Origin of the sequence: Clostridium aromativorans (assembly GCF_020908015.1) — a bacterium.
Taxonomy (GTDB): Bacteria; Bacillota; Clostridia; order Clostridiales; family Clostridiaceae; genus Clostridium_B; species Clostridium_B aromativorans.
In genome coordinates this window covers 84,114-106,950 of record NZ_JAJJPB010000006.1, presented here as the reverse complement: position 1 = coordinate 106,950, position 22,837 = coordinate 84,114, and the positions used below count along the sequence as shown (strand labels likewise).

Below are 22,837 nucleotides of genomic sequence, written 5' to 3'. Positions count from 1 at the left end.
GTGGATTTTGAATAATGCAAATATATATGTTAAAATATTAGAGAATAAATAACGTATATGAAAAAGTTAAAATAGGAGGAAAGTCTATGAGGATAATTTCAGGCCTTGCTAGAGGAAGAAAAATATTGTCCCCAAATGGATATGATACTACAAGACCTACTTTGGATAGAGTTAAGGAATCCATGTTTAACATAATTCAAAGTAGAATTTATGGTTCTACTGTGTTGGATCTGTTTGCAGGAACAGGAAGCCTTGGACTTGAAGCTGTAAGCAGAGGAGCTAGTAAGTGTTTTTTAGTTGACAGGGACAGTGATACATTTTCTAGTCTCGAAAAAAATATAGAAAATTTAAAGTTTTTATCCAGGTGTAGTGCTATGAATATGGATTCTTATAAGGCTCTTGAGGAATTGGGTATAAAAAGAGAGGCATTTGATATAATATTTATTGATCCTCCCTATAAAAAGAATATGATTCCACCGTCAGTGAAGATAATTGAAAGGGAAAATCTATTGATTCCAGATGGAATTATAGTTACCAAAATTGATACCAGTGAGAAAATATATATTGGAACCAGCAATATAATTTTGACAGATCACAGAAAATATGGCAACACAACTCTATGTTTTTATAAATACAAGGAGGATTAATTAAAATGAACACAGCAATATGCCCAGGAAGTTTTGATCCTATAACGAATGGACATTTAGATATAATAAATAGATCAGCTAAGGTATTTGATGAGGTAGTAGTTGGAGTACTTATTAATCCTGAAAAAAAGGGACTTTTTAATGTAGATGAGAGAGTTGAATTGATTAAAAAGGTAGTGAAAAACATACCTAATGTAAGAGTTGAAAGCTTTAGTGGGTTATTGATAGATTTTATGAAAAAAAAGCATATTAAAGTTATAGTGAAGGGGCTTAGAGCAGTATCGGATTTTGAGTATGAATTTCAAATGTCAGTGATGAATAAAAAACTTGATCCAGATATAGAAACTGTATTTATGATGTCCAGTGCCATGAATTCGTTTTTAAGCTCCTCATCGGTAAAACAGGTTGCTATGTTTGGTGGATGCATTAAAGGTCTGGTTCCCGAAGAAATAATACCTGATATTATAGAAAAAATTAATGGAATGTATAAAAATTATTAATTAGCTTTGGGAGGAGAAAGTTATGGATACTATTAAGCTGTTGGAATATCTTCAAGAAATTATGGATACTTCCGCTAAAGTTCCTATGACGGGAAAGGTTATGGTAAATAAGAAAGAGATTCAAGAAATATTGGACAAGATAGTCAATTGCCTTCCTGGTGAATTAAAAAAAGCACAGTGGATAGTTGAAGAAAAGGATAGAATTTTAACTGAGGCTGTGCAGGAAGCAGATAATATAAAGAAAGAAAATTTAAATTTACTGAGAAGACAGATAGAGAATCATGACATCACCAAAGAAGCGAATATCAGAGCACAGGAGATAATTTCATCTGCACAGAAAAATGCCAAAGCTATAAGGTTGGGAGCCAGAGATTATGCAGATGAAATGTTGAGCCAGTTAGACAATGAGATAACAGATAAAAGTAATGAACTGCTTACAAATTTAAAACTGGAATTTCAAAAACTTTTAAATGATGTAGAGGGCAATATAGATTTGAAAACCAGTTCCATAAGAGCAAATATAAAGGAATTAAGGGATATGAAATAGTTTCACCATTTTAAACAGCAGCCAGGGAAGTATAAGTAGAGTTAGAGTGAATATAAGTATACCGCTTAAATCTCCCGTGATTTTGTAATAAGGTAAAAATGTTTCCTCTGATAATCTATTGAAAAATAAAGTGTAAATTGAAAAACTCAGTACAGAACATATAATTCCCTGAAATATTTTGCCGATGACATATTTTTTCATGGATATTTTGAATTTATAAGTAAAAGAATAAACCTGTGATATAATTGAGGCACCGCTAAAAGTAAATAAAAAGCTTACAATAATGATTTTTAAAGTGAGTGAAGCAGTAGAAGAGGATATCAAATTGCATCCATTGGTCATCTCTATTGTTCCGAGAAAAGTTCCTTCTATTATGTCATAAGAAATTCCTGTGAATTTTGAAACCCAATGTATTAATGAATTAAATAAAAAATTACTTTTTAAAATATTATTTACTACGGAGAATATGATAACAAATCCTCCTATAGACATACAGTTTTTTATAGCATTTTCAATACTATTTTTAAGTGATTTTCCAATATTTTCGTGAACATATATATGCCTTTTTTCCTGAAGGGGAGCTCTATATGTTTTTTTAGAGGGCATTAAAAATCCCATGAATATACATGACAATAAATTAGATAATAATAGTGTGTATCCAATAGTGGAGTTATTAAACATCGATATGCCAACGGAACCCAGTACAAATAGAGGACTGGCATTGGAAGCTATATTTAAAAGCCTTTCACAGGTGGAAAGATCTATTAAATTTTTTTCGTATAATTCGCAGGCATATTTTGCACCTAGAGGATATCCGCAGAGCATGCTTATTATCAATACAAAACTGCAATTAACAGGAAGCTTAAGGGGTCTGCAGAGAAGTTTACCTATTACTCTAGAGTATATGTATACCCCATCATAGGACAAAATTATATTTGATACAACCAAAAAGGAAAATAGAGATGGAAATACTTTATAAAAAAATAATAAAGCACCAGATATCACTCCGTCTATACATATTTTAGGGGCTAATATAATCTGTCCTATTAAAATAGTGCACACTATAGTAATTAAAATATTTGTATTTTTTATGGAAACACATAAAATAAACAGTATTGTAAATATTAAAAGATAAAATAAAACAATCAACAGCAGTTACCTACTTTCTAAAAACTTTTACCTAAGATCTGTGCCTTAGTAAATTATATTTATAAAGTAGGATGCTTATTCTAAGTTTTATCTATTATATATAATGGGACTTTTAATATAATCGCTATTAAAAGGTGCGTTTTTGTTTAAAAGACTGTAGGCATTAGTAGCTAATATATCCAGTCTTAGAATTTTACTTGTTTTTTGAGGAATTTTTATATAGATGGGAAGGTGAGATTTTTTTTTGACTTCTCTGAGAATTTTTTTGCCTGTATCATTAAAACCAAGTATTCTTGCATAGGGGCAAGTATTTTTTCTCAAGATTCCTGTATCCAAATTTTCAAATCCCAAAAAGAATTGACACAATATTCTGCTTATTCTGCTGTAAGTGTATCTTTTGGTTTTGGATGCCTCTATAATACTCTGGTAGGAGAAATTATTTTTTATGGCATTGAATATTCTATTTTCAATACCTTCAGATACATCGGGAAGCTCTTTTAACTTTTTATTATAGAAAAAGTTCTTGTATTTTAAATAGGGCACTAGAGAATCCTCAAAAGTGAAATTATATCCTGAATTCTGCAGCTTTTTTAAAATAGAGAATGTACTGGAAGGTAAATTATTTTTTAAATCATCGAAATTACCCTTCTTTTTTATAAAATTTCTTATAGAAGATGCACTGGAAAAATTGTTCTGTATCTCTAAATTATCATAGGAACTGCCAACTCTTTTTATACATAGAGGAACAATGCTGCTTCCCATTTTTGATAAGCTTTTGCAGTATTCTACTGCAAGAATGTTGTTGGGAGAAGACAGTATTTTTTTCAGATCATAATCTTTGAAGTCGGGATCGTTTCTGTTGTGTAAAAATTCGATTAATGCCCTGCTTCTAGCCTGAGGATAGGATATTCCTGAGAATAAATTCTTTTTTAGAGCATGCTTGAATTCATCAGGTTCCTGACACAATATCTTACCTATTGATTTTAAAAGCTGAATATTGTCACATTCACTTCCAAAGCACAGTTTTTTTACTACACCAAGATTTTCAAGAAGACTTACAGCACCAAATGCAAAAAATTCTGCAGAAGATAAACTGTAAAGTACAGGAAGTTCTATGACTAAGTCCACACCGTTTAAAAGTGCCAGATTGGTTTTAGTCCATTTGTCTATAATGGATGGAGTACCTCTTTGGACAAAATTTCCGCTCAGTACTGCTATTATTCCATCGCATTTAGTTGCAGATCTTGTCTTTTCAATATGATATCTATGTCCATTGTGAAATGGATTATATTCTGCTATTATTCCTGTAATATTCATTGAAGTTTCCTTTCTATTATAGTATAGTCTATTTATAAAAACATAAAGATTATTATACCAGTATATTATAATCCATAAATCGTATTTTACATACAGATTTATTAAAAAATCTTGTTAAAAACTTTAAATCTGATAATTTCTCATTGAAAAATATAGTTAAAAAGGATTATAGTATAATTGTATTTAATCTTATATTAATTTTGAAAGGAGAAACGAATATGAAATTAATGGAACAAATATGGAATATGGCAAGAGCTGACAGAAAAAAAATTGTGCTCGCTGAAGGTGAGGAGGAAAGAACTCTTAAGGCTTGCGAAAAAATAATTAGCAATGGTATTGCTGATATAATTTTAATAGGAAATGAAAGTACTATAAGGGAAAAAGCATCAAAATTAGGAGTGAATTTAGATGGAGCTGAAATAGAGAATCCAGAGAATTCAAGCAAACTCCAAACTTATGTCAATGAATTTTATGAATTGAGAAAAAAGAAAGGAATAACCTTAGAAAAAGCTGATAAAATAGTCAGGGATCCTATATATTTTGCTACGATGATGGTTAAACTTGGAGATGTAGATGGACTTGTTTCGGGAGCTGTACATACTACAGGGGATCTTTTAAGACCCGGCCTTCAGATAGTAAAAACAGCTCCAGGAGTATCAGTAGTTTCAAGTACATTTATAATGGGAGTTCCAGATTGTGAATATGGTGATAAAGGTCTGCTGCTATTTGCAGATTGTGCAGTAAATCCATGTCCAGATGAAAATGAGCTGGCTTCTATTGCAATAACTACGGCAGAAACTGCAAAGAAATTATGCGGGATGGATCCAAAAGTTGCGATGCTGTCATTTTCAACTAAGGGAAGTGCAAAACATGATTTGGTCGACAAAGTGGTTAATGCAACTAAGATAGCTCAAAAGGCCAGACCTGATTTAAAAATAGATGGAGAGCTCCAACTGGATGCAGCCATAGTGGGAACTGTTGCAAATTTAAAGGCTCCAGGCAGCGATGTAGCAGGAAAAGCTAACGTACTAATATTCCCGGATATACAGGCAGGGAATATAGGATATAAACTTGTGCAAAGATTTGCTAAAGCTGAGGCTATAGGACCTATATCACAGGGATTTGCAAAGCCGATAAACGACTTGTCTAGGGGATGCAGCTTTGAAGATATAGTAAATGTAGTAGCAGTGACGGCCGTTCAAGCACAAGGTTAAAGTAGATTGGATCTATTTACAAATAATCATATTTAATATGAAGCGAAAACTTAATTATAAAGTGGGAGGAAGTTTGGAATGAAGATATTAGTAATGAACTGTGGAAGTTCATCATTAAAATATCAACTTATAGACATGAAGGACGAAAATGTTCTGGCAAAGGGACTTGTAGAGAGAATTGGAATAAAGGGATCTATTTTAACTCATAGGGTCAATGGTCAAAAACATATTGTAGAGCAGCCTATGGAAGATCATAAAGTTGCAGTAAAATTAGTTCTTGATGCTCTTGTGGATAAAGAATACGGTGTAATAGATGATATGTCGGAAATATCTGCAGTAGGCCATAGGGTTGTTCATGGCGGTGAAAGATATGCAAAATCTGTACTTATAGACGAAAAGGTTATGAAAGCTCTTAAAGACTGCATACCACTGGCGCCATTACATAATCCACCTAATATAATAGGTATAAATGCGTGTAGGCAATTAATGCCAGATACACCGATGGTTGGAGTATTTGATACGGCTTTTCATCAGACGATGCCAGATTATGCTTATATGTATCCTCTTCCTTATGAATTGTATGAAAAATATAAAATCAGAAAATATGGATTTCATGGTACTTCTCATAGATTTGTATCTATAGAAGCAGCTAAATTGATGGGAAAAGATATAAAAGAACTTAAGATTATAACGTGTCATTTGGGAAATGGAGCTAGCATATGTGCAGTGGATAAGGGAAAATCGGCGGATACTAGTATGGGATTCACACCCCTTGCGGGGCTTGCCATGGGAACTAGGTGTGGAGATATAGATCCAGCTGTAATACCATTTTTGATGAATGCAACAGGTCTGTCTATAAATGATATTGATGTAATGATGAACAAAAAATCAGGAGTGCTTGGAGTTTCAGGAGTTAGCAGTGATTTTAGAGATGTAGAAAGTGCAGCTAATTCCGGGAATAAGAGGGCAAAACTGGCATTGGATCTATACTATCATAGGGTTAAATCCTTTATAGGGGCTTACGCTGCGGTTTTGAACGGTGTAGATGCCATAGTATTTACAGCAGGGCTTGGGGAAAATTCAGCTACCAGCAGGGCTGCTGTATGCGGTGGACTTGGTTATCTTGGAATTAAAATAGACCCTGAAAAAAATAACATAAGGGGAGAAGCATTGGAGATAAGTACTTCTGATTCAAAGGTAAAAGTATTTGTAATTCCTACAAATGAGGAACTCATGATAGCCAGGGATACCAAGGACATAGTGAAAAATCTTAAATAGGATATAAAACTTGACTTTTAATGCTCATCTCTATATAATAAATTGTGGCTAATGTATAGAGGTGAGTATTATGGAATTGAATATATCGGAATTATTTGATAAGGATGTATTATCAAGAGAACTTGAACTTACAATAGAAGATGAGGGGTTCTACTATGGCGGGGAGTACATGAAATTTCTGCAGCCCATGAATTTTAGTGGAACTTTAACTAGGGCAGAGGATGTTTTTATATTAGCTGGGAAATTACATTGTTTGTTACAGCTCACTTGTTCAAGATGTTTTGAAAAATTTCCATATGCTGTAGACATATCTATTGCTGAAAAGTTCACAAATAACGCAGTTGGAGATGACGAAATCATCTTCATAAATGGTGATATAATAGATATTACAGAAATATTAGAGAATAATATTATATTGAGCTTGCCAATTAAAAGGCTCTGCAAAGAAGATTGTAAGGGTTTATGTCAAAAGTGCGGCACTAATTTAAATTATTCTCAGTGTCAGTGCAGAGATGATGATATTGATCCAAGATTGGCAAAATTAAAAGATATGCTTTTTACTGATTAAGGAGGTGTTTACTTTGGGAAATCCAGCCGGAAAAACTTCAAGAGCAAAAAAAAATTCGAGAAGAGCACAGACTTTTAAACTGAACTTACCGGATTTAGTTGAGTGTCCTCAGTGTCATGAAATGAAACTTGCTCATAGAGTATGTAAAAATTGTGGATATTACAAGGGCAAAGAGGTTGTTGCAACTGAAAATTAATAAAAGAAAGTCCTGAGGCTTTCTTTTTTTGTATAGATAAGACAGTATTTATAAGATTGGTTAGTGTGTAAAAGGGGAGAGGATATATGATAATTGCTGTAGATGGGATGGGGGGAGATTTTGCACCTTCGGCTGTAGTTGAAGGTGCAGTTGGAGCTGTTAAAGAAACTGATGTAGATATAATAATAACGGGCAGAGAGAAGAAAATTGAAGAGGAGTTATCCAAATACAGTTATCCTAAAGATAAAATAAGTGTTTTAAATACTCCTGAAATTATAACCACTGAAGAAGCGCCTGTTATGGCAGTTAGAAAGAAGAGAAATTCAAGTTTAGTTAAAGCACTGACTCTTGTAAAGGAAAAAAAGGTAGATGCAGTTGTATCGGCAGGAAGCACAGGAGCCTTTATGGCAGGTGCTACTTTAATTGTAGGTAGAATCAAAGGTGTTGACAGAGTGGCGCTGGCGCCTGTTATGCCGGGAAAAAATGGAGATTTTATGGTCATAGATGCGGGAGCCAATGTGGATTGTAAACCTCAATATTTGCTGCAGTTTTCTCTTATGGGTAAAATATATTTGGAAAATGTTTTAAAAAAGGAGAATCCATCTATAGGACTCATAAATATAGGTGTGGAAGAGGAAAAGGGAAATGAGCTGACCAAAAGTGCCTATAAGATTTTAAAGAAAATGGATTTTAATTTTGTTGGCAACGTGGAACCAAGGGATATTGCAGCGGGAGATATAGATATATTAGTCTGTGATGGAATGATTGGAAATACTGTTTTGAAGATGTATGAAGGTGTGGCACTGAATTTGTTTGAAATGTTAAAGGCAGGAATTATGAAATCCTTTAGAACTAAACTTGGTGGAATTATGCTGAAGCCGGTTTTTAGTGAAATTAAAGGTAAGATGGACTACTCTGAATATGGAGGGACAGCTTTCTTAGGTTCTAGGGGTATATGCATAAAAGCCCATGGAAGCTCAAATGGGAAAGCATTTAAAAATGCCATAAAAAGGGCTGTAGACTGTTATGACAATAAAGTTATAGATAAAATAAAATCTGAAATAGAAAAGATACCTGAAATTGAAAGTGATAATATAAAAAAGCAATAATATAAATATATTAAACTCAAATACTTAAAAACAAAATTCACTGGTATTTATTGTTGACGATACATAAGTTATGTAATATTATTTATGTAGAAAATTTTTTTGGAGGTGGAATTATGATATTTGAAAAAATACAAAAAATAATATCTGAACAACTTGGAATAGATTCACAGGAAATAAATTTGGAATCATCTTTTGTTGACGATTTAGGTGCAGATTCACTTGATATAGTCGAGTTAATAATGGCTCTGGAAACAGAGTTTGATTTAGAAATACCTGATGAGGAAGCTGAAAAAGTAAAAACAGTGGGAGATGTAGTTGAGTACATAAAAGCTCATACTGAAGAATAGATCAAATACCTTAAAGTCCCGTTTGAATACGGGGCTTTAAATTTCAAAAAGAACGCTGTGTTTTTGATTTCTTGTAGATAATCAATTATTGTATTATAGTGAATAAATAAGATGAACTTATTCTTGAATTTGATTTTATAGGCATACAGCGGGTAATTTGCTGTAAATTGAAGAATAAATTCCAAAAGGAGAAATATGAATGGATGAAAAAACAAATTATATTGAGAATGTAGAGAAAAGGTTGAATATATGTTTTAAAGATAAAGAATTGATTGAAATAGCATTGACCCATAGTTCCTATGCCAATGGAAGAAAAAATGTAAAATTTAATGAAAGGCTGGAATTCTTGGGAGATTCTGTATTGCAGCTTTGTATATCAGAATATTTATTTTCAATGTATAAAAATAAGCCTGAAGGTGAGCTTACTAAAAAGAGATCCCTTATAGTTTGCGAAAATTCTCTCTATGAAATAGCCAGGAAATGGGATATAGGGAAATACATAAAAATGAGCAGAGGGGAAGAACTTACAGGGGGAAGAGAGAGAACATCCATACTTGCAGATTGTGTGGAAGCTATTATTGCAGCAGTTCATGTGGATTTTGGATATGAGAGGGCCAGAAAATTTATCATTGATAATTTTAATGGTATTATACAAAAGGCCATGGAAAATAAAATAGTACTGGATTATAAAACCAGGCTTCAGGAGATTCTTCAAAAAAATGGAGATGTATCTATAGACTATGTGCTTATAAGCTATGACGGACCACCTCATAGGAGAAAATTTTATACCGAGGTGTGCATGGATAAAAATGTGTTGGGAAAAGGCATGGGTTACAGTAAAAAAGAGTCGGAGCAGAATGCGGCACACAATGCCCTGAACAAATTGGATTTTAAGACCAGCGGCAGAGTTTAGAGAGGTAAAATAGATGAAAAATAGACATTATATAATACCTATATTTGTACCTAATGAAGGATGTCCGCATAAGTGTGTTTTTTGTAATCAAAGTATCATTACAGGAAATGGGCAAGTGGTTGATGCTGATTTTGTCAGAAAAACTGTGGAAGAATATCTAAAAACTATAAGAAGAGAAAATTCAACAGTGGAAATTTCATTTTTTGGAGGGACTTTTACGGATATTCCAATGAAAAGACAAAGGGAACTTTTAAAAATAGCTAAAGAATACAAGGATAGTGGAGATATAGATTTTATACATCTCTCTACAAGGCCGGATTATATAAATAAGAATATACTGGATAATTTAAAGTATTATTCAGTGAAGGTAATAGAGCTGGGTATACAGTCCCTGGATAGAGAAGTTCTTGTAAAATCAGGGAGGGGTCATTCTCCAGAAGATGTTAAAAGGGCGTCTTTCCTTATAAAAGAATATGGCTTTACATTGGGACATCAAGTGATGCTGGGATTACCCTGTGATAGCTTTGATAAAGATATAAAGACTGTAAAGGAGTCCATAGCCATGAAGCCAGATATATACAGATTGTATCCTGCTCTTGTAATAAAGCAAACACCTATGGAAATAATGTATAGAAAAGGAATATATAAACCCTATGATCTAGATGGTGCAGTAGATGTATGTAGAACTCTGTACTGTATTTTAAGGGCAAATAAAATAAATGTAATTAGAATTGGACTTCAACCTACAGAGGAAATAAATGTTGGAGCAGATGTGGTGGCAGGACCTTTTCATCCAGCCTTTAGAGAACTGGTGGAAGGAAGTATTTATAATAGTATTTTAGAACACATTATACCTGAATCATATGAAGGTGAGGTGGAGGTAAGAATAAATAATAGAGACTTATCTAAATTGTATGCAGATAAAAAGAAATATTTCATAAAGCTGGAAGAAAAATTGAGAAGATGTTCTATAAAAGTCATACAGAGCAGTGCGGTTAATAGGGAAACCCTAATTGTAGACGGTAAAGATTTTAGTAAGACCCTGTCAGTAGAGGATTATATAACGAAGGAATATTTAAATAAAATTATAGTATGAGGAGAGTGAATGTTGTGAGAAAACAGGCCAGAGATAAAATGACTAAAGCAATTGTGTTTTTTGTAGTACTTATATTTATAATGGGATTACTGCCAATGTTTTTTAGGTAAGGAGTGTCTAGTTTATGTTTTTAAAAACTATTGGTATGAGGGGGTTCAAATCCTTTGCAGATAAAACAGAATTGGTATTTACAGATGGGATTACCTCTATTGTAGGACCAAATGGAAGTGGGAAAAGTAATATCTCAGATGCGGTTAAGTGGGTACTTGGAGAACAGAGCATAAAGAATTTAAGGGGAGGGAAAATGGAGGATGTAATTTTTGCAGGGACTCAATTTAGAAAACCTGTAGGATTGTGTCAAGTTTCTCTTACCTTAGATAATACGGACAAGAAGCTTCCTATAGATTATTCAGATGTTACAATTTCCAGAAGACTTTATAGATCTGGAGAAAGCGAATACTATATAAATAATACACAGTGTAGGCTAAAAGATATAAATGAACTTTTTATGGATACGGGTATAGGGAGAGAGGGCTATTCCATAATAGGACAAGGTAATATAGAGTCTATTTTGAATGGCAAACCAGAAGATAGAAGAGGTATTTTGGAGGAGGCAGCAGGAATTGTAAAATTCAGGTGGAGAAAGGAAGAATCAGAAAAAAAACTTGAGAATACCCATATTAATTTATTGAGAATAGGAGATATCTTGGAAAGTTACAGGGGCAGATTGGAACCTCTTGAAATTGAAAGAAAAAAAGCCAATGAATTTTTGAAGTTATCTAAAAAATTGAGAGAAATGAAAATAAATATGCTGATTCATTCCATTGAAAAATTAGAGGACAAAATAGATAAAATAAAAAAATCTTCAGAATCTGCTGAACAGGACACTAAAGAATTGAATTCAGAATTTGTTGAATTAAAATTAAATGTAAGTCAATTAAATGAAGAAATGGAAAATTTAAACAGAGAGAATACCAGCCGTAGAAAAAATTATTATGAAAACAGGGAGAGGGTTCAAAAGGCAAGCAGCGATGTAAAACTATTAGTACAGCAGACTGAAAGCATAAAAAAAGTTATAGAAAAAGATATGCTGGAGCTGAATGTGATAGAGGATAAAAGGGTTCAAAATATGCAGCAGAAGAAAATACAGGAAGATACTCTATCTGAATTGAAGATAACTAAAAAAGAGATAAGTGATGAGCTGGAGGAACAGAATAATTTTGTGAAAATTATTGAGAAAAGTATAGAGGAGAAAGAAGATCTATATAGGAATCTTAAAGAAGATGAAATAGAACATTTAAGAAATATATCCAGTTTAAAAAATGATATAATTTCAATTAAAAAAGATATAAGGGATATGACGGAAAAAATTCAAAGTATGAAGACATCCTGTGAAAGCTATATTCATTCTATTAAAATAAATTCCAACACTAAGAAAATGGTACTTTTAAAAATGGATGATATAGAAAGTCGTGTTAAAGAATATCAATTTAATATTGATGAAAATAGGAAAAAAATTTTGAAACTAAATGAAGTTTTTTCGTCCAGACAAAAAAAATTAAGTGAATTAAACGCAGTTTACAATAAATTAGAGGCAAATCATACTATGCTGGTAAATCTTAAGGAACACTACGAAGGATATAATAGAGCGGCAAGAGTACTTATGATGGAAATAAAAAAGGGTAAGCTTCATATTACTGAGAATGATTGCTTTTTGGTAGGAGAAGTTATAACTCTTGAAAAAAAATTTGAAACCTGTATAGAGATTGCCCTTGGAAGTTCTATATCAAATATAATAACCAAAGATGAAATTATGGCTAAAACTCTTATAAAATATTTAAAAAATAATAATATGGGGAGGGCTACATTTTTACCTCTTACTACAATTAAGGGGAAAAAAATATTAAAGAGTGACAGATTGAAAAATGTAAAAGGCTATATAGGTATTGCCAGTGATCTTTTAGAATGTAAAAGTGGATTTAAGAAAATTATGGAGTATATATTGGGAAGGACAATAATTTGTAGTGATATGGACAGTGCCCTTAAAATAGCTAAATTAAGTGGGTATAGTTTTAAGATAGTAACTCTTTTAGGAGATATGGTAAATCCGGGAGGATCTCTTACAGGAGGAAGTATCAGGAAAAAAAACAGCAGCATAATAGGAAGAAAGAGAGAGATAGAAGAAATATCTACAAATATAAAAGATATACAGGTAAAAATACAGAATTTGAAAGAGAAAATAAGTGATAATAAGGAGGCCATGACTAGAAATAATGAAGATGTTTTGTCTTTGAAAGATAAAATTTATGCAGAAAATATAGAAAAGACTAAAATGAAGGGCCAGATAGATAATATAGAAGGGGAAAATTCAAAGTTACTGGAAAATATAAATATATCAAATAGAGAAATAGAGATAATTTCTAAAAATAAAGCAAATAAAGAAGTTAAATTACAAGAAGAAGAGGGAAATTTAAAAATACTTTATGAAAAACAAAGCCAAAATAACAAACATATCCTGCAGATGGAAGAAGAATTAAAAAATAAAAAAAAGGATTCTGAGAATAAAAAAGAGAGTCTCACTCAATTAAAAATAAAAATAGCGAAAACTGATGAGAATATCTTAAATAGATCACAGGAACTAAAAAGATTAGAAGAGGAAATAAAGGAATTGGACTCAAAAAAATCTAATATAAATATGGAAATTGAAAAGTGCAGGAGAGATATACATGACTGCGAATTGAAAAAAGTTACAAATTTTAAAAATATAGACAATGCAAAACTGAAAATAGAAGAATTACAGGGAATTATGGAAGAAAATAATTTAAAAATTACAAGACTCAAAGACAATATAAAAATGAATAATGAAAAATTGGAAGATTTAGCCCTTGTAGTAAATAAAAAGGAGCAGGGACTTCACAAAATGCAGTTATCTATTGCTAAGCTTTCAACAGAAAAAGATAATATGTATTTGAAATTGAAAGAAGATATGGAAATTACCTATGAGAATGCTCTAAAATATAAAAATGACATAGATAATTTAAATGAGTACAATGAAGAAATATTAAATTTGAAAAATAGTATATCTAAACTTGGGGCAGTTAATCTGGGAGCTATAGAAGAATATGATTCATTGAAAGAGAAAGTTACGTTTTTGAGTTTACAAAAGGAAGATCTGGTAAAGTCTAAGAATGAACTGGAAAATGTGATAGATATGATGACGGAAAAAATGAGAATGCTCTTTAAAAAAAATTTTAGTAAATTGAGAGAAAATTTTAATTCTATATTTAAAGAATTGTTTAATGGAGGAAATGCAGATTTGATCCTTGTAAATGGTGACGAGCTCACTGCAAATATAGATATAACAGTCCAGCCTCCAGGTAAAAAACTGCAAAATATAAATCTCCTATCGGGAGGTGAAAAGGGACTTTCCGCCATAGCGCTGCTATTTGCTATACTCAAGATTAAACCAACTCCTTTTTGTATACTGGATGAAATAGAAGCTGCATTAGATGATGCAAATGTGATGAGATATGCAAAATTTCTTAGAAAATTTGCTGAGAATACTCAATTTATTATCATAACTCATAGAAAGGCAACTATGGAAGTAAGTGATGTGATGTATGGAGTTACTATGGAGGAAAAAGGTATTTCAAAAATAGTTTCTGTGGATTTGAAAGAGAATTACTAAAAAGGTATATTTAACAACAAAATATATAGAAAATGGGAAGGTAAATAAAAATGTTTAAAGAATTTTTTGACAAATTGAGGAACGGTCTTGAAAAAACTAAAAGCAACCTGACGGGAAGAATAACGGACATGTTGAGCAGAGCTGTAACTATAGATGAGGAGCTGTATGATGAGCTAGAAGAGATACTTATAACTGCGGATATAGGTGTAGAAACTACAGTGTATATTATAGATAGATTGAAGGAGAAAATAAAAGAAGATAAAATAAAAGATCCCAATTTATTAAATGACTGTTTAAAGAAGATAATTATAGACATACTGGGTGAGGAGGAAAACAGTATTGTACCTAAGCAAATTCCAGAGATAATATTGGTAATAGGGGTAAATGGAGTGGGAAAAACTACTTCCATAGGAAAGATATGCTATAAACTAAAGGATAGAGGATATAAAGTGATTATGGCTGCAGCGGATACTTTTAGAGCTGCTGCCATAGATCAACTTGAGGTGTGGAGTGAGAGGGCTGGTGTCGAAATAATAAAGCATCAAGAGGGTTCAGATCCAGCAGCAGTTGTATTTGATGCAATTCAGGCATCAAAAGCTAGAAAAGCAGATGTGTTGATATGTGATACGGCCGGAAGGCTTCACAATAAAAAAAATTTGATGAAAGAACTTGAAAAGATAAACAGAGTAATAGAAAGAGAGTATAAAGAGGCTTTTAAACAGATATTTCTCGTATTGGATGCAACTACGGGACAGAATGCAGTCCAGCAGGCAAAACAATTTACCGAAGTGTGTCCTGTAGATGGTATAATACTCACTAAACTGGATGGCACTGCTAAAGGTGGAATCGTAATATCTATAAAGCACAGTTTAAATATACCTGTAAAATTAATAGGAGTTGGAGAAGGCATTGACGATCTACAGGAATTTAAAAGTAGGGATTTTGTGGAGGCATTATTTTAAATCCTGTTAAGTATAAATACTTGACAGCATTTATTAATTTTGATATTATTTATTTGGTTAAGGTTTGGTATATGTTATTTATTTTATTAAATAAAAGAGATGATAGCGTGGAAGAGAGAATACGACTTTCCGTATTGCTTGATATATATGGTGAACTTTTAACAAAAAAACAGAGAGATGTAATGGAACTTTATTATGATGAAGATTTGTCTTTAAGGGAAATAGCAGAGCATACCAATACAAGCAGACAGGCGGTATACGATATTATAAAAAGATGTCATAAGCTTTTACTAGAGTATGAGGATAAATTACATATATTGAAAAAAAGAAAAAATTTAGAAGAAAATAAAAAATCTATCTTGAAATTTATAGATTCCCTTTGTTGCAGTGGAAATGAGGAAGTTTTAAACAAGGTAAAAGATTATGTAAAAAAGAATATTTAATTTAGGAGGATTAGAATGGCTTTTGAAGGATTGGCATCTAAGCTTCAGGAGACATTAAAAAAGCTTAGAGGTAAAGGTAAACTTTCTGAAAAAGATATAAAAGATGCTATGAGAGAAGTAAAGCTAGCACTTTTGGAAGCAGATGTTAATTACAAAGTGGTAAAATATTTCATAAAAAGTGTCAGCGAAAAATGCCTGGGTGAAGAAGTACTGAAGAGTTTGACTCCAGCACAACAGGTCATAAAAATAGTGAATGAGGAACTTACGGCTTTAATGGGAAACAGCCACAGTTCGATTGAATATAATTCCAATGGGCTGACTACAATAATGTTGGTGGGCCTGCAGGGCGCAGGGAAAACAACTATGTGTGGCAAATTAGCTCTACAGTTGAGAAAAAAGAATAAAAAGCCGCTTTTGGCAGCTTGTGATATATACAGGCCGGCTGCAATAAAACAGCTCCAGATAGTTGGAAAAGAAATAAGCATACCAGTGTTTTCCATGGGAGATAAGGCAGCAGCGGTGGATATATGCAAAGGAGCTGTGGAGTATGCTAAAAATAATAATTTCAATGTACTCATAGTGGATACGGCGGGTAGACTTCAGATAGATGAAAAATTGATGAATGAATTGGGCCAGATTAAGGAAGAGGTCAATCCCGATGAAATACTGCTTGTAGTGGATGCCATGACAGGTCAGGATGCAGTAAATGTGGCCTCAAGCTTTAATGAGAAGCTTAACATAAGCGGAGTGATACTTACAAAATTGGATGGAGATACTAGAGGAGGGGCTGCACTTTCTATAAAGTCTATGACCGGAAAACCAATAAAGTTTATTGGTGTCGGGGAAAAGATGAATGATTTTGAAGTCTTTTATCCGGATAGAATGGCTTCAAGAATACTTGGCATGGGAGATGTGCTTTCTCTTATAGAAAAAGCACAGCAATCTATTGACAAGGAAGAAGCTGAAAAGCTTGGAAGCAGGATGCTGACCAAAGAGTTTAATTTTGAGGATTTCCTGTCTATGATGCAGCAGGCTAAGAAGCTGGGACCTTTAAGTAAGCTTATGGAAATGGTACCTGGAGTCAATGCCAGGGAATTTCAAGGAATTGACTTTTCAAAAGGAGAGAAAGAGCTGGTAAAAATTGAGGCTATAATCAATTCCATGACTTTAAAAGAGAGAAGAAATCCATCGATTATAAGTGCTTCTTCATCTAGAAAGAAGAGAATAGCACAGGGATCTGGCACTACAATACAGATGGTAAATAAGCTTCTTAGGGAGTTTACGCGAATTAAAAAGATGATGAAACAGTTTGGTGGAATGAAAAAAGGTTTTAAAAAGGGACCATTTGGAAAGCTCCCTTTTTAGATATAGTAGTAAAATAGTTTGTTGTCCACTTTAAGGAGGTGATATAGATGGCTGTAAAGATAAGATTGAGGAGAATGGGTGCAAAAAAAGCTCCCTTTTATAGAATAGTTGTGGCAGATTCAAGGTTTCCAAGAGATGGTAGATTTATAGAAGAAATAGGGTATTATAACCCTACGACTGACCCTAATACTGTTAAATTTGATGAAGAAAAAGCTATAAAATGGATAAAAAATGGAGCTCAACCAACTGAAGTAGTTAAGAAGATTTTCGATAAATCTGGATTGAAGGATAAACTTGGTAAGTAGTTAACTGGGGGTGTATTAAGTGAAAGAGCTAGTGGAAATAATTGCTAAATCGTTAGTGGATAACCCAGATATGGTTCAAGTAAATGAGATTGTAGGTGAGCAGTCTATAATTCTTGAATTAAAAGTTGCACAAGAAGATATGGGAAAGGTAATAGGTAAACAGGGGAGGATAGCTAAAGCTATAAGAACTGTTGTAAAAGCAGCAGCTATAAAGGAAAATAAGAGGGTTGTTGTGGAGATAATATAAGAGTTAGATTATCTAACTCTTATATTTGTATTTGAGTATAATGTGAATTCTTGAATAAACCAATTGAAACCATATATGTTTTAAGTTACATTATAGTGGAAAAGAGGTGGATGAAATCTGCTTATTATAAATGTGATCTTAAAATTTTAATTGCAGCATGATTTAATTTTTAATATGCAGAATATTACTCTATGAAAAAATTTATAACTATAGGGGAAATAATAAATACACATGGAATAAAAGGGGAGTTAAAGGTATATCCGCTGACCGATGATCCTAAAAGATTCAATAAATTGGATGTAGTGTATATAGAGGGAGTACCGAAGAAAATACTTGAATGTAAGTTTCAATCCAACAGAGTTATACTTAAAGTTCAAAGTATTGATTCCATAGAAGAAGCCCTTCCCTATAAGGGAAAATACCTGGAAGTTCCAAGAGAGAATGCAGTTGAGCTGAAGGAAGGAACATATTTTATTGCGGATATAATAGGTTGTTCTGTAGTAGATGAAGAAGGTGTATTTTATGGGAAAGTTGGAGATGTACTTCATACTCACAGCAATGACGTATACTGGATAAAGGGGAAAGATGAACTGCTTATTCCCGCCATAAAGGATGTAATAGTGAATATAGATGTGAAAAAAGAAGAGATAGTTATAAAGCCGGTGAAAACATGGATGTAAAGATAGACATACTCACTCTTTTTCCCCAGATGTTTGATGTATTTAATTATAGCATAATAGGAAGAGCACTCAGAAATAATATATTGAGTATAAATACCATTGATATAAGAGAATTTACTAAGGATAAACACAGAAAAGTAGATGATTACCCATATGGCGGCGGGGCTGGTATGATAATGACTGTACAGCCTATTGTTGATTGTATAAAAGAAGTAAAGACTAGAAACAGTGGGAAAGTTATTTATTTAGGACCTAGGGGAAAAACATTTAACCAATCTATTGCAAGAGAACTTTCAAGAGAAAGTGAATTGATATTTTTGTGTGGGCATTATGAAGGAATAGATGAGAGAGTATATAAATATATAGATATGGAAATATCTATTGGTGATTTTGTAGTAACTGGTGGTGAAATGGCATGTATACCAATTGTAGACAGCATATGCAGAATGATACCTAATGTACTGTCCAGTAAGGAAAGCTATATGGAGGAATCCTTTTACAATGGATTGCTTGAATATCCGCAATATACCAGACCGGAATGTTTTCAAGGAAACGATGTACCTGAAATTCTCTTATCAGGACACCATGAAAATATAAGAAGATGGAAGAGAGCAAAATCCCTTATAATTACCAGAAATAAGAGACCAGATTTATTTAAAAAAATCTCATTATCAGAAGAAGACAAAAAGCTTATCAAACTCTATGATGAAAATAGATAATAAATATATTTTTAAAATAAGTTGAAAATGAAATGCATATGTGTTAAAATTTGTTTGTGCTGCACGAGCGTTCCGCTGTCTGTAAATATGCTGGATAAGAACGTTGAATAATTATTAGGAGGTAATGCACAGTGTTAGATATAATAAAACAGATAGAAGGTAAACAGATTAGAACAGATTTACCGGATTTTAATGTAGGAGATACGGTAAAAGTCCACGTAAAGATTAAAGAGGGAAACAGGGAAAGAATACAGATTTTTGAAGGTGTAGTTTTAAAGAGGCAAAATGGAGGAATAAGGGAAACTTTTACAGTTAGAAGAGTTGCCTATGGTGTAGGAGTTGAAAGAACATTTCCAGTTAATTCTCCTATAATAGATAAGATACAGGTAGTGAGAAGAGGTAAAGTGAGAAGAGCAAAATTATACTACTTAAGAGATAGAGTAGGTAAAGCAGCTAAGGTAAAAGAAATATTAAGATAAAAAGGGGCTTTATAAAGTCCCTTTTTTAAGTATTAAGGTGGTGTAAATTTTTAATGAAGGAATTGATAGAAATAGGTAAGTCCATATTGATAGCTGTTGTAGCAGCGTTTTTAATCATAACCTTTGTATTTGAAACTGTAAGTGTAGATGGACATTCTATGGATCCTACTTTAAACAATGGAGATAGGCTGATTGTAGAGAAAGTAAGTTATTACTTTAGAGCGCCTAAGCCCGGTGACATAGTGGTAATAAAATATCCTGCTGATCCTAAGGAAAAGTTTATTAAAAGAGTAGTAGGCGTTGGAGGGGATAGAGTAAAGATTGAAAATGGAAAGTTATACGTAAACGATGTTGTAAAAAATGAGCCCTATATATTGGAAGCTATGACGTCAAATTTTAATGAAGTTACAGTACCTGAAAATACAGTATTTGTAATGGGGGATAATAGAAACAACAGCAGGGACAGCAGATTTCCTGATGTGGGATTTGTAAGCTATAAAATGGTGGTCGGAAGAGCGGCATTTAGGATATATCCTTTTAATAGAATGGGAGGGTTAAGCACAGTTCAAAATTAGAAAGGAAGAAATTTTATATGACTATAAATTGGTTTCCCGGGCATATGGCCAAAACCAGAAAAGAAATAAAGGAAAATCTAAAATTAGTAGATGTGGTTATAGAGATGAGAGATGCCAGGATAATAAGATCCAGTAAAAACCCGGATATAGAGGATATATGTGGTTCTAAACCCAGGATGATACTGTTGAATAAAAGTGACTTGGCGGAGGAAAATATAACTAAATTGTGGATGGAATATCTTTCTAAAGACAGTATAAGTGTATTGTCGGTAAACTGTAATACAGATAGAGGTTTGAAAAATATAAAAACTGAGGTAAATAAACTTTTAAAAGAGAAGCATAGTAGAATGAAGAAAAAGGGAATTTCTAAGATAATTGACAGGGCAATGGTAGTAGGTATACCCAATGTGGGAAAATCTTCTCTTATAAATAAATTAGCTAAAGGCAGGATAGCTAAAATTGGGGATAAACCTGGAGTTACTAAAAGTAAACAGTGGATTAAAACTAAATTGGGGATAGAGCTTATGGATACTCCGGGAATATTGTGGCCAAAACTTGAAAGTGAAGAAACTAGACTTAATTTGGCATTTACTGGGGCAATAAAAGATGAGATTATGGATATAGAAGAGCTGACATTGAATCTTGTAGAATTTTTGTGTAGGTATTATCCAGACAGGCTTAAAGCCAGGTATAAACTTGATAGATTAAGTGAAATGCCTTTGGAGAATGTTGAAAACATAGCTAGAAAAAGAGGAGCTATAGTTTCCGGTGGTAGAGTGGACTACAATAGAGTATCTGTTTTGATTTTGGATGAATTTAGGGGAGGAAAATTGGGGCCTATCTCTCTGGAAAGACCCTAGAAAATTCTGAAAGGTGTATATTAAATGAACATGGATAATTTTAATTGGAATAGACTAGAAGAATATAAATTTGAGGATATAAAGAGAAAAGTGAATTTTGTAAAGAAAAATTATTTCCATTTGAAAGAAGATATTATAGATAAAATACTGAGGGATTTAAAATCTGACAGCAGAAAAAATGTAAATGCTCTATCTGTAAGTTTCTATAATTTTGTTGTAAATAAAAAAAGAGAAATAAAAAGAATAAAAGAGATGTATTCCTTCGATAAAAAATTTGGCCGCTATATATATACTGCAGGAGCAGATGAAGTAGGAAGGGGACCGCTGGCAGGTCCTATAGCTGCTGCTGCAGTTATATTGAATTTGGATTGTAAAAATGATGAAGAACTTATTCTGGGAATAAAAGATTCAAAAAAACTTACTCCAAGACGGAGGAGTGAACTTTCAGAGGAAATAAGGCATAGGGCTTTAGGATATAATATTTCGGTTATAAATAATGTGGAAATAGATAAAAGGGGAATTTCCTGGTGCAATAATGAAGTATTAAAAAGAGCCGTAGAAGGGTTGAAATTGCCCGTAAATATGGTCTTGTCTGATGGATATTCCATAAAAAATTTATATAACAACAACGAATTTATAATAAAAGGTGATGCTAAAAGTGCAAGTATAGCAGCGGCTTCAATTATAGCCAAGGTTTACAGGGACAGCCTTATGAAAGAATATTCCCATATATATACTGAGTATGGATTTGAGCATAATTCAGGCTATGGGACTGAAGAACATATAAAAGCTATAAAAAAATATGGGATCTGCAAGATACACAGAAAAAGTTTTTTGAAAAATATAATGTGAATTATTAAAATTCGAATCAAAAAAAGTATATAACTTATATTTGAAAAGCATCTTTAATAAGCTTTACGGATGGAATGTTATTATAGGTGTTGAATATTATTTCTATGACATCAAATCTAAAATTAAATTTATATAATTTTTTTTTCATTATATATACAGTGGCTGTTTTATATATTTTAGCTTGTTTGGAATAATTTACGGCTTCACAGGGGCTTCCATATAACTTGCCATAACGGGATTTAACTTCTACAAAACAGAGATAATTTCCGTCTTTTCCTATAATATCAACTTCTCCTGTTTTACACCGAAAATTTCTTTCCAATATTGTGTATCCAATTTCTCTAAGGTAATTTTCAGCTACATCCTCACCCAGGGAACCTATATTCTTATTGAAAGAATGCATGGATTTTCCACCTTCTATTTTTAGAATTTTTTATTATTATAGCATTTATATCGAATACTTGCATTGTATATAGTATTTAAGCTCAAAAATTAATTTTATGTATAGGTTTTCCTATCTGTGTACATCTATTGAAATTGTTTTTAATTCGCTGATAAAATTTGGCATATATACATTTATGCAGATCAGTAAAAAAAATATAGAGAGTACACTTCCAATACTTATCATATCACTATTCTTCCTTCCTATTCCTGTGAGAATCAATACAATGCCCACTATAAGACCTAGTATAACTAAAAGAAAGTACATATAATATTCCCCCTAACAATGTTTAAAATTTATCCTAAATTATATATATTATACAATTATTGTAAATATAAA

The 22,837-nt window shown here is 32.5% G+C and carries 28 protein-coding genes; 24 read left to right on the top strand and 4 right to left on the bottom strand.

Annotated features, from left to right (window positions below; translation table 11 throughout):
- The first annotated feature begins 86 nt into the window (after positions 1-86).
- From rsmD to LN736_RS07280, 3 genes are read left to right on the top strand one after another with little or no spacing between them, the layout of a single operon-like run.
- Positions 87-647 carry a 16S rRNA (guanine(966)-N(2))-methyltransferase RsmD gene (rsmD, locus tag LN736_RS07290; RefSeq protein ID WP_150355876.1) on the top strand — a complete coding sequence of 187 codons (561 nt, stop codon included), beginning with the start codon at positions 87-89 and terminating at the stop codon, positions 645-647.
- 5 nt (positions 648-652) lie between these two features.
- Positions 653-1,147 (top strand): pantetheine-phosphate adenylyltransferase, encoded by a 495-nt coding sequence (gene coaD / locus LN736_RS07285; RefSeq protein ID WP_150355877.1) that lies wholly within the window; start codon positions 653-655, stop codon positions 1,145-1,147.
- A gap of 22 nt (positions 1,148-1,169) precedes the next feature.
- Positions 1,170-1,694 carry a V-type ATP synthase subunit E family protein gene (locus tag LN736_RS07280; RefSeq protein ID WP_150355878.1) on the top strand — a complete coding sequence of 175 codons (525 nt, stop codon included), beginning with the start codon at positions 1,170-1,172 and terminating at the stop codon, positions 1,692-1,694.
- On the opposite strand, the gene ylbJ is transcribed toward LN736_RS07280, so the two are convergent.
- On the bottom strand, positions 1,677-2,843 hold the full coding sequence (gene ylbJ, locus LN736_RS07275; RefSeq protein ID WP_150355879.1) for a sporulation integral membrane protein YlbJ: 1,167 nt from the start codon (positions 2,841-2,843) through the stop codon (positions 1,677-1,679). The genes LN736_RS07280 and ylbJ overlap by 18 nt on opposite strands.
- A gap of 87 nt (positions 2,844-2,930) precedes the next feature.
- Positions 2,931-4,160 (bottom strand): nucleotidyltransferase, encoded by a 1,230-nt coding sequence (locus LN736_RS07270; protein WP_150355880.1) that lies wholly within the window; start codon positions 4,158-4,160, stop codon positions 2,931-2,933.
- 218 nt (positions 4,161-4,378) lie between these two features.
- Between LN736_RS07270 and pta the strand changes: the two genes are divergently transcribed.
- The 21 genes from pta to LN736_RS07165 all read left to right on the top strand — a co-directional run bounded on the left by pta (position 4,379) and on the right by LN736_RS07165 (position 22,056).
- Positions 4,379-5,374 (top strand): phosphate acetyltransferase, encoded by a 996-nt coding sequence (gene pta / locus LN736_RS07265; RefSeq protein WP_150355881.1) that lies wholly within the window; start codon positions 4,379-4,381, stop codon positions 5,372-5,374.
- Between the two features lie 78 nt (positions 5,375-5,452).
- On the top strand, positions 5,453-6,652 hold the full coding sequence (locus LN736_RS07260; RefSeq protein ID WP_150355882.1) for an acetate kinase: 1,200 nt from the start codon (positions 5,453-5,455) through the stop codon (positions 6,650-6,652).
- A 70-nt stretch (positions 6,653-6,722) separates the two neighbouring features.
- Complete coding sequence (locus LN736_RS07255) at positions 6,723-7,220, top strand: YceD family protein (protein ID WP_150355883.1); 498 nt, start codon at positions 6,723-6,725, stop codon at positions 7,218-7,220.
- A gap of 13 nt (positions 7,221-7,233) precedes the next feature.
- Entirely contained in the window at positions 7,234-7,416 is a 183-nt protein-coding gene (gene rpmF / locus LN736_RS07250) for a 50S ribosomal protein L32 (protein WP_150355884.1), read from the top strand.
- A gap of 86 nt (positions 7,417-7,502) precedes the next feature.
- Positions 7,503-8,525, top strand: coding sequence for a phosphate acyltransferase PlsX (gene plsX, locus LN736_RS07245; RefSeq protein ID WP_150355885.1), 1,023 nt, complete (start codon positions 7,503-7,505; stop codon positions 8,523-8,525).
- A 113-nt stretch (positions 8,526-8,638) separates the two neighbouring features.
- Positions 8,639-8,872 (top strand): acyl carrier protein, encoded by a 234-nt coding sequence (gene acpP, locus LN736_RS07240; RefSeq protein WP_150355886.1) that lies wholly within the window; start codon positions 8,639-8,641, stop codon positions 8,870-8,872.
- Between the two features lie 199 nt (positions 8,873-9,071).
- Positions 9,072-9,785: a ribonuclease III gene (rnc, locus tag LN736_RS07235; protein WP_150355887.1), complete on the top strand. Its 714-nt coding sequence runs from the start codon at positions 9,072-9,074 to the stop codon at positions 9,783-9,785.
- Positions 9,786-9,798: 13 nt separating this feature from the next.
- A complete protein-coding gene (locus LN736_RS07230) occupies positions 9,799-10,881 on the top strand; it encodes an elongator complex protein 3 (protein WP_229981262.1) in 1,083 nt (360 codons plus the stop codon).
- A 14-nt stretch (positions 10,882-10,895) separates the two neighbouring features.
- Positions 10,896-10,991, top strand: coding sequence for a DUF4044 domain-containing protein (locus LN736_RS07225; RefSeq protein WP_150355889.1), 96 nt, complete (start codon positions 10,896-10,898; stop codon positions 10,989-10,991).
- A 14-nt stretch (positions 10,992-11,005) separates the two neighbouring features.
- Entirely contained in the window at positions 11,006-14,569 is a 3,564-nt protein-coding gene (gene smc, locus LN736_RS07220) for a chromosome segregation protein SMC (RefSeq protein WP_179977234.1), read from the top strand.
- 50 nt (positions 14,570-14,619) lie between these two features.
- On the top strand, positions 14,620-15,531 hold the full coding sequence (ftsY, locus tag LN736_RS07215; RefSeq protein ID WP_150355891.1) for a signal recognition particle-docking protein FtsY: 912 nt from the start codon (positions 14,620-14,622) through the stop codon (positions 15,529-15,531).
- Positions 15,532-15,638: 107 nt separating this feature from the next.
- Positions 15,639-15,974 carry a putative DNA-binding protein gene (locus LN736_RS07210; protein WP_150355892.1) on the top strand — a complete coding sequence of 112 codons (336 nt, stop codon included), beginning with the start codon at positions 15,639-15,641 and terminating at the stop codon, positions 15,972-15,974.
- A 15-nt stretch (positions 15,975-15,989) separates the two neighbouring features.
- On the top strand, positions 15,990-17,339 hold the full coding sequence (gene ffh, locus LN736_RS07205) for a signal recognition particle protein (protein ID WP_150355893.1): 1,350 nt from the start codon (positions 15,990-15,992) through the stop codon (positions 17,337-17,339).
- A gap of 47 nt (positions 17,340-17,386) precedes the next feature.
- Positions 17,387-17,644 carry a 30S ribosomal protein S16 gene (rpsP, locus tag LN736_RS07200; RefSeq protein WP_150355894.1) on the top strand — a complete coding sequence of 86 codons (258 nt, stop codon included), beginning with the start codon at positions 17,387-17,389 and terminating at the stop codon, positions 17,642-17,644.
- A gap of 19 nt (positions 17,645-17,663) precedes the next feature.
- Complete coding sequence (locus LN736_RS07195) at positions 17,664-17,891, top strand: KH domain-containing protein (RefSeq protein ID WP_106008009.1); 228 nt, start codon at positions 17,664-17,666, stop codon at positions 17,889-17,891.
- 191 nt (positions 17,892-18,082) lie between these two features.
- Positions 18,083-18,571 (top strand): ribosome maturation factor RimM, encoded by a 489-nt coding sequence (rimM, locus tag LN736_RS07190; RefSeq protein ID WP_150355895.1) that lies wholly within the window; start codon positions 18,083-18,085, stop codon positions 18,569-18,571.
- Positions 18,562-19,290 carry a tRNA (guanosine(37)-N1)-methyltransferase TrmD gene (trmD, locus tag LN736_RS07185; RefSeq protein ID WP_150355896.1) on the top strand — a complete coding sequence of 243 codons (729 nt, stop codon included), beginning with the start codon at positions 18,562-18,564 and terminating at the stop codon, positions 19,288-19,290. Before rimM ends, trmD begins: the two co-directional genes overlap by 10 nt.
- Positions 19,291-19,421: 131 nt before the next feature.
- Complete coding sequence (gene rplS / locus LN736_RS07180) at positions 19,422-19,769, top strand: 50S ribosomal protein L19 (RefSeq protein WP_150355897.1); 348 nt, start codon at positions 19,422-19,424, stop codon at positions 19,767-19,769.
- A gap of 53 nt (positions 19,770-19,822) precedes the next feature.
- Positions 19,823-20,344 (top strand): signal peptidase I, encoded by a 522-nt coding sequence (gene lepB / locus LN736_RS07175; RefSeq protein ID WP_150355898.1) that lies wholly within the window; start codon positions 19,823-19,825, stop codon positions 20,342-20,344.
- 17 nt (positions 20,345-20,361) lie between these two features.
- A complete protein-coding gene (gene ylqF / locus LN736_RS07170; protein ID WP_229981261.1) occupies positions 20,362-21,204 on the top strand; it encodes a ribosome biogenesis GTPase YlqF in 843 nt (280 codons plus the stop codon).
- 24 nt (positions 21,205-21,228) lie between these two features.
- Positions 21,229-22,056, top strand: coding sequence for a ribonuclease HII (locus LN736_RS07165; protein WP_150355900.1), 828 nt, complete (start codon positions 21,229-21,231; stop codon positions 22,054-22,056).
- 34 nt (positions 22,057-22,090) lie between these two features.
- Here the strand turns inward: LN736_RS07165 and LN736_RS07160 are convergent, their stop codons facing one another.
- Positions 22,091-22,459, bottom strand: a complete 369-nt coding sequence (locus LN736_RS07160) for a YraN family protein (protein WP_150355901.1) — start codon at positions 22,457-22,459, stop codon at positions 22,091-22,093.
- A 111-nt stretch (positions 22,460-22,570) separates the two neighbouring features.
- Positions 22,571-22,765: a hypothetical protein gene (locus LN736_RS07155; protein WP_150355902.1), complete on the bottom strand. Its 195-nt coding sequence runs from the start codon at positions 22,763-22,765 to the stop codon at positions 22,571-22,573.
- Positions 22,766-22,837: the final 72 nt, after the last annotated feature.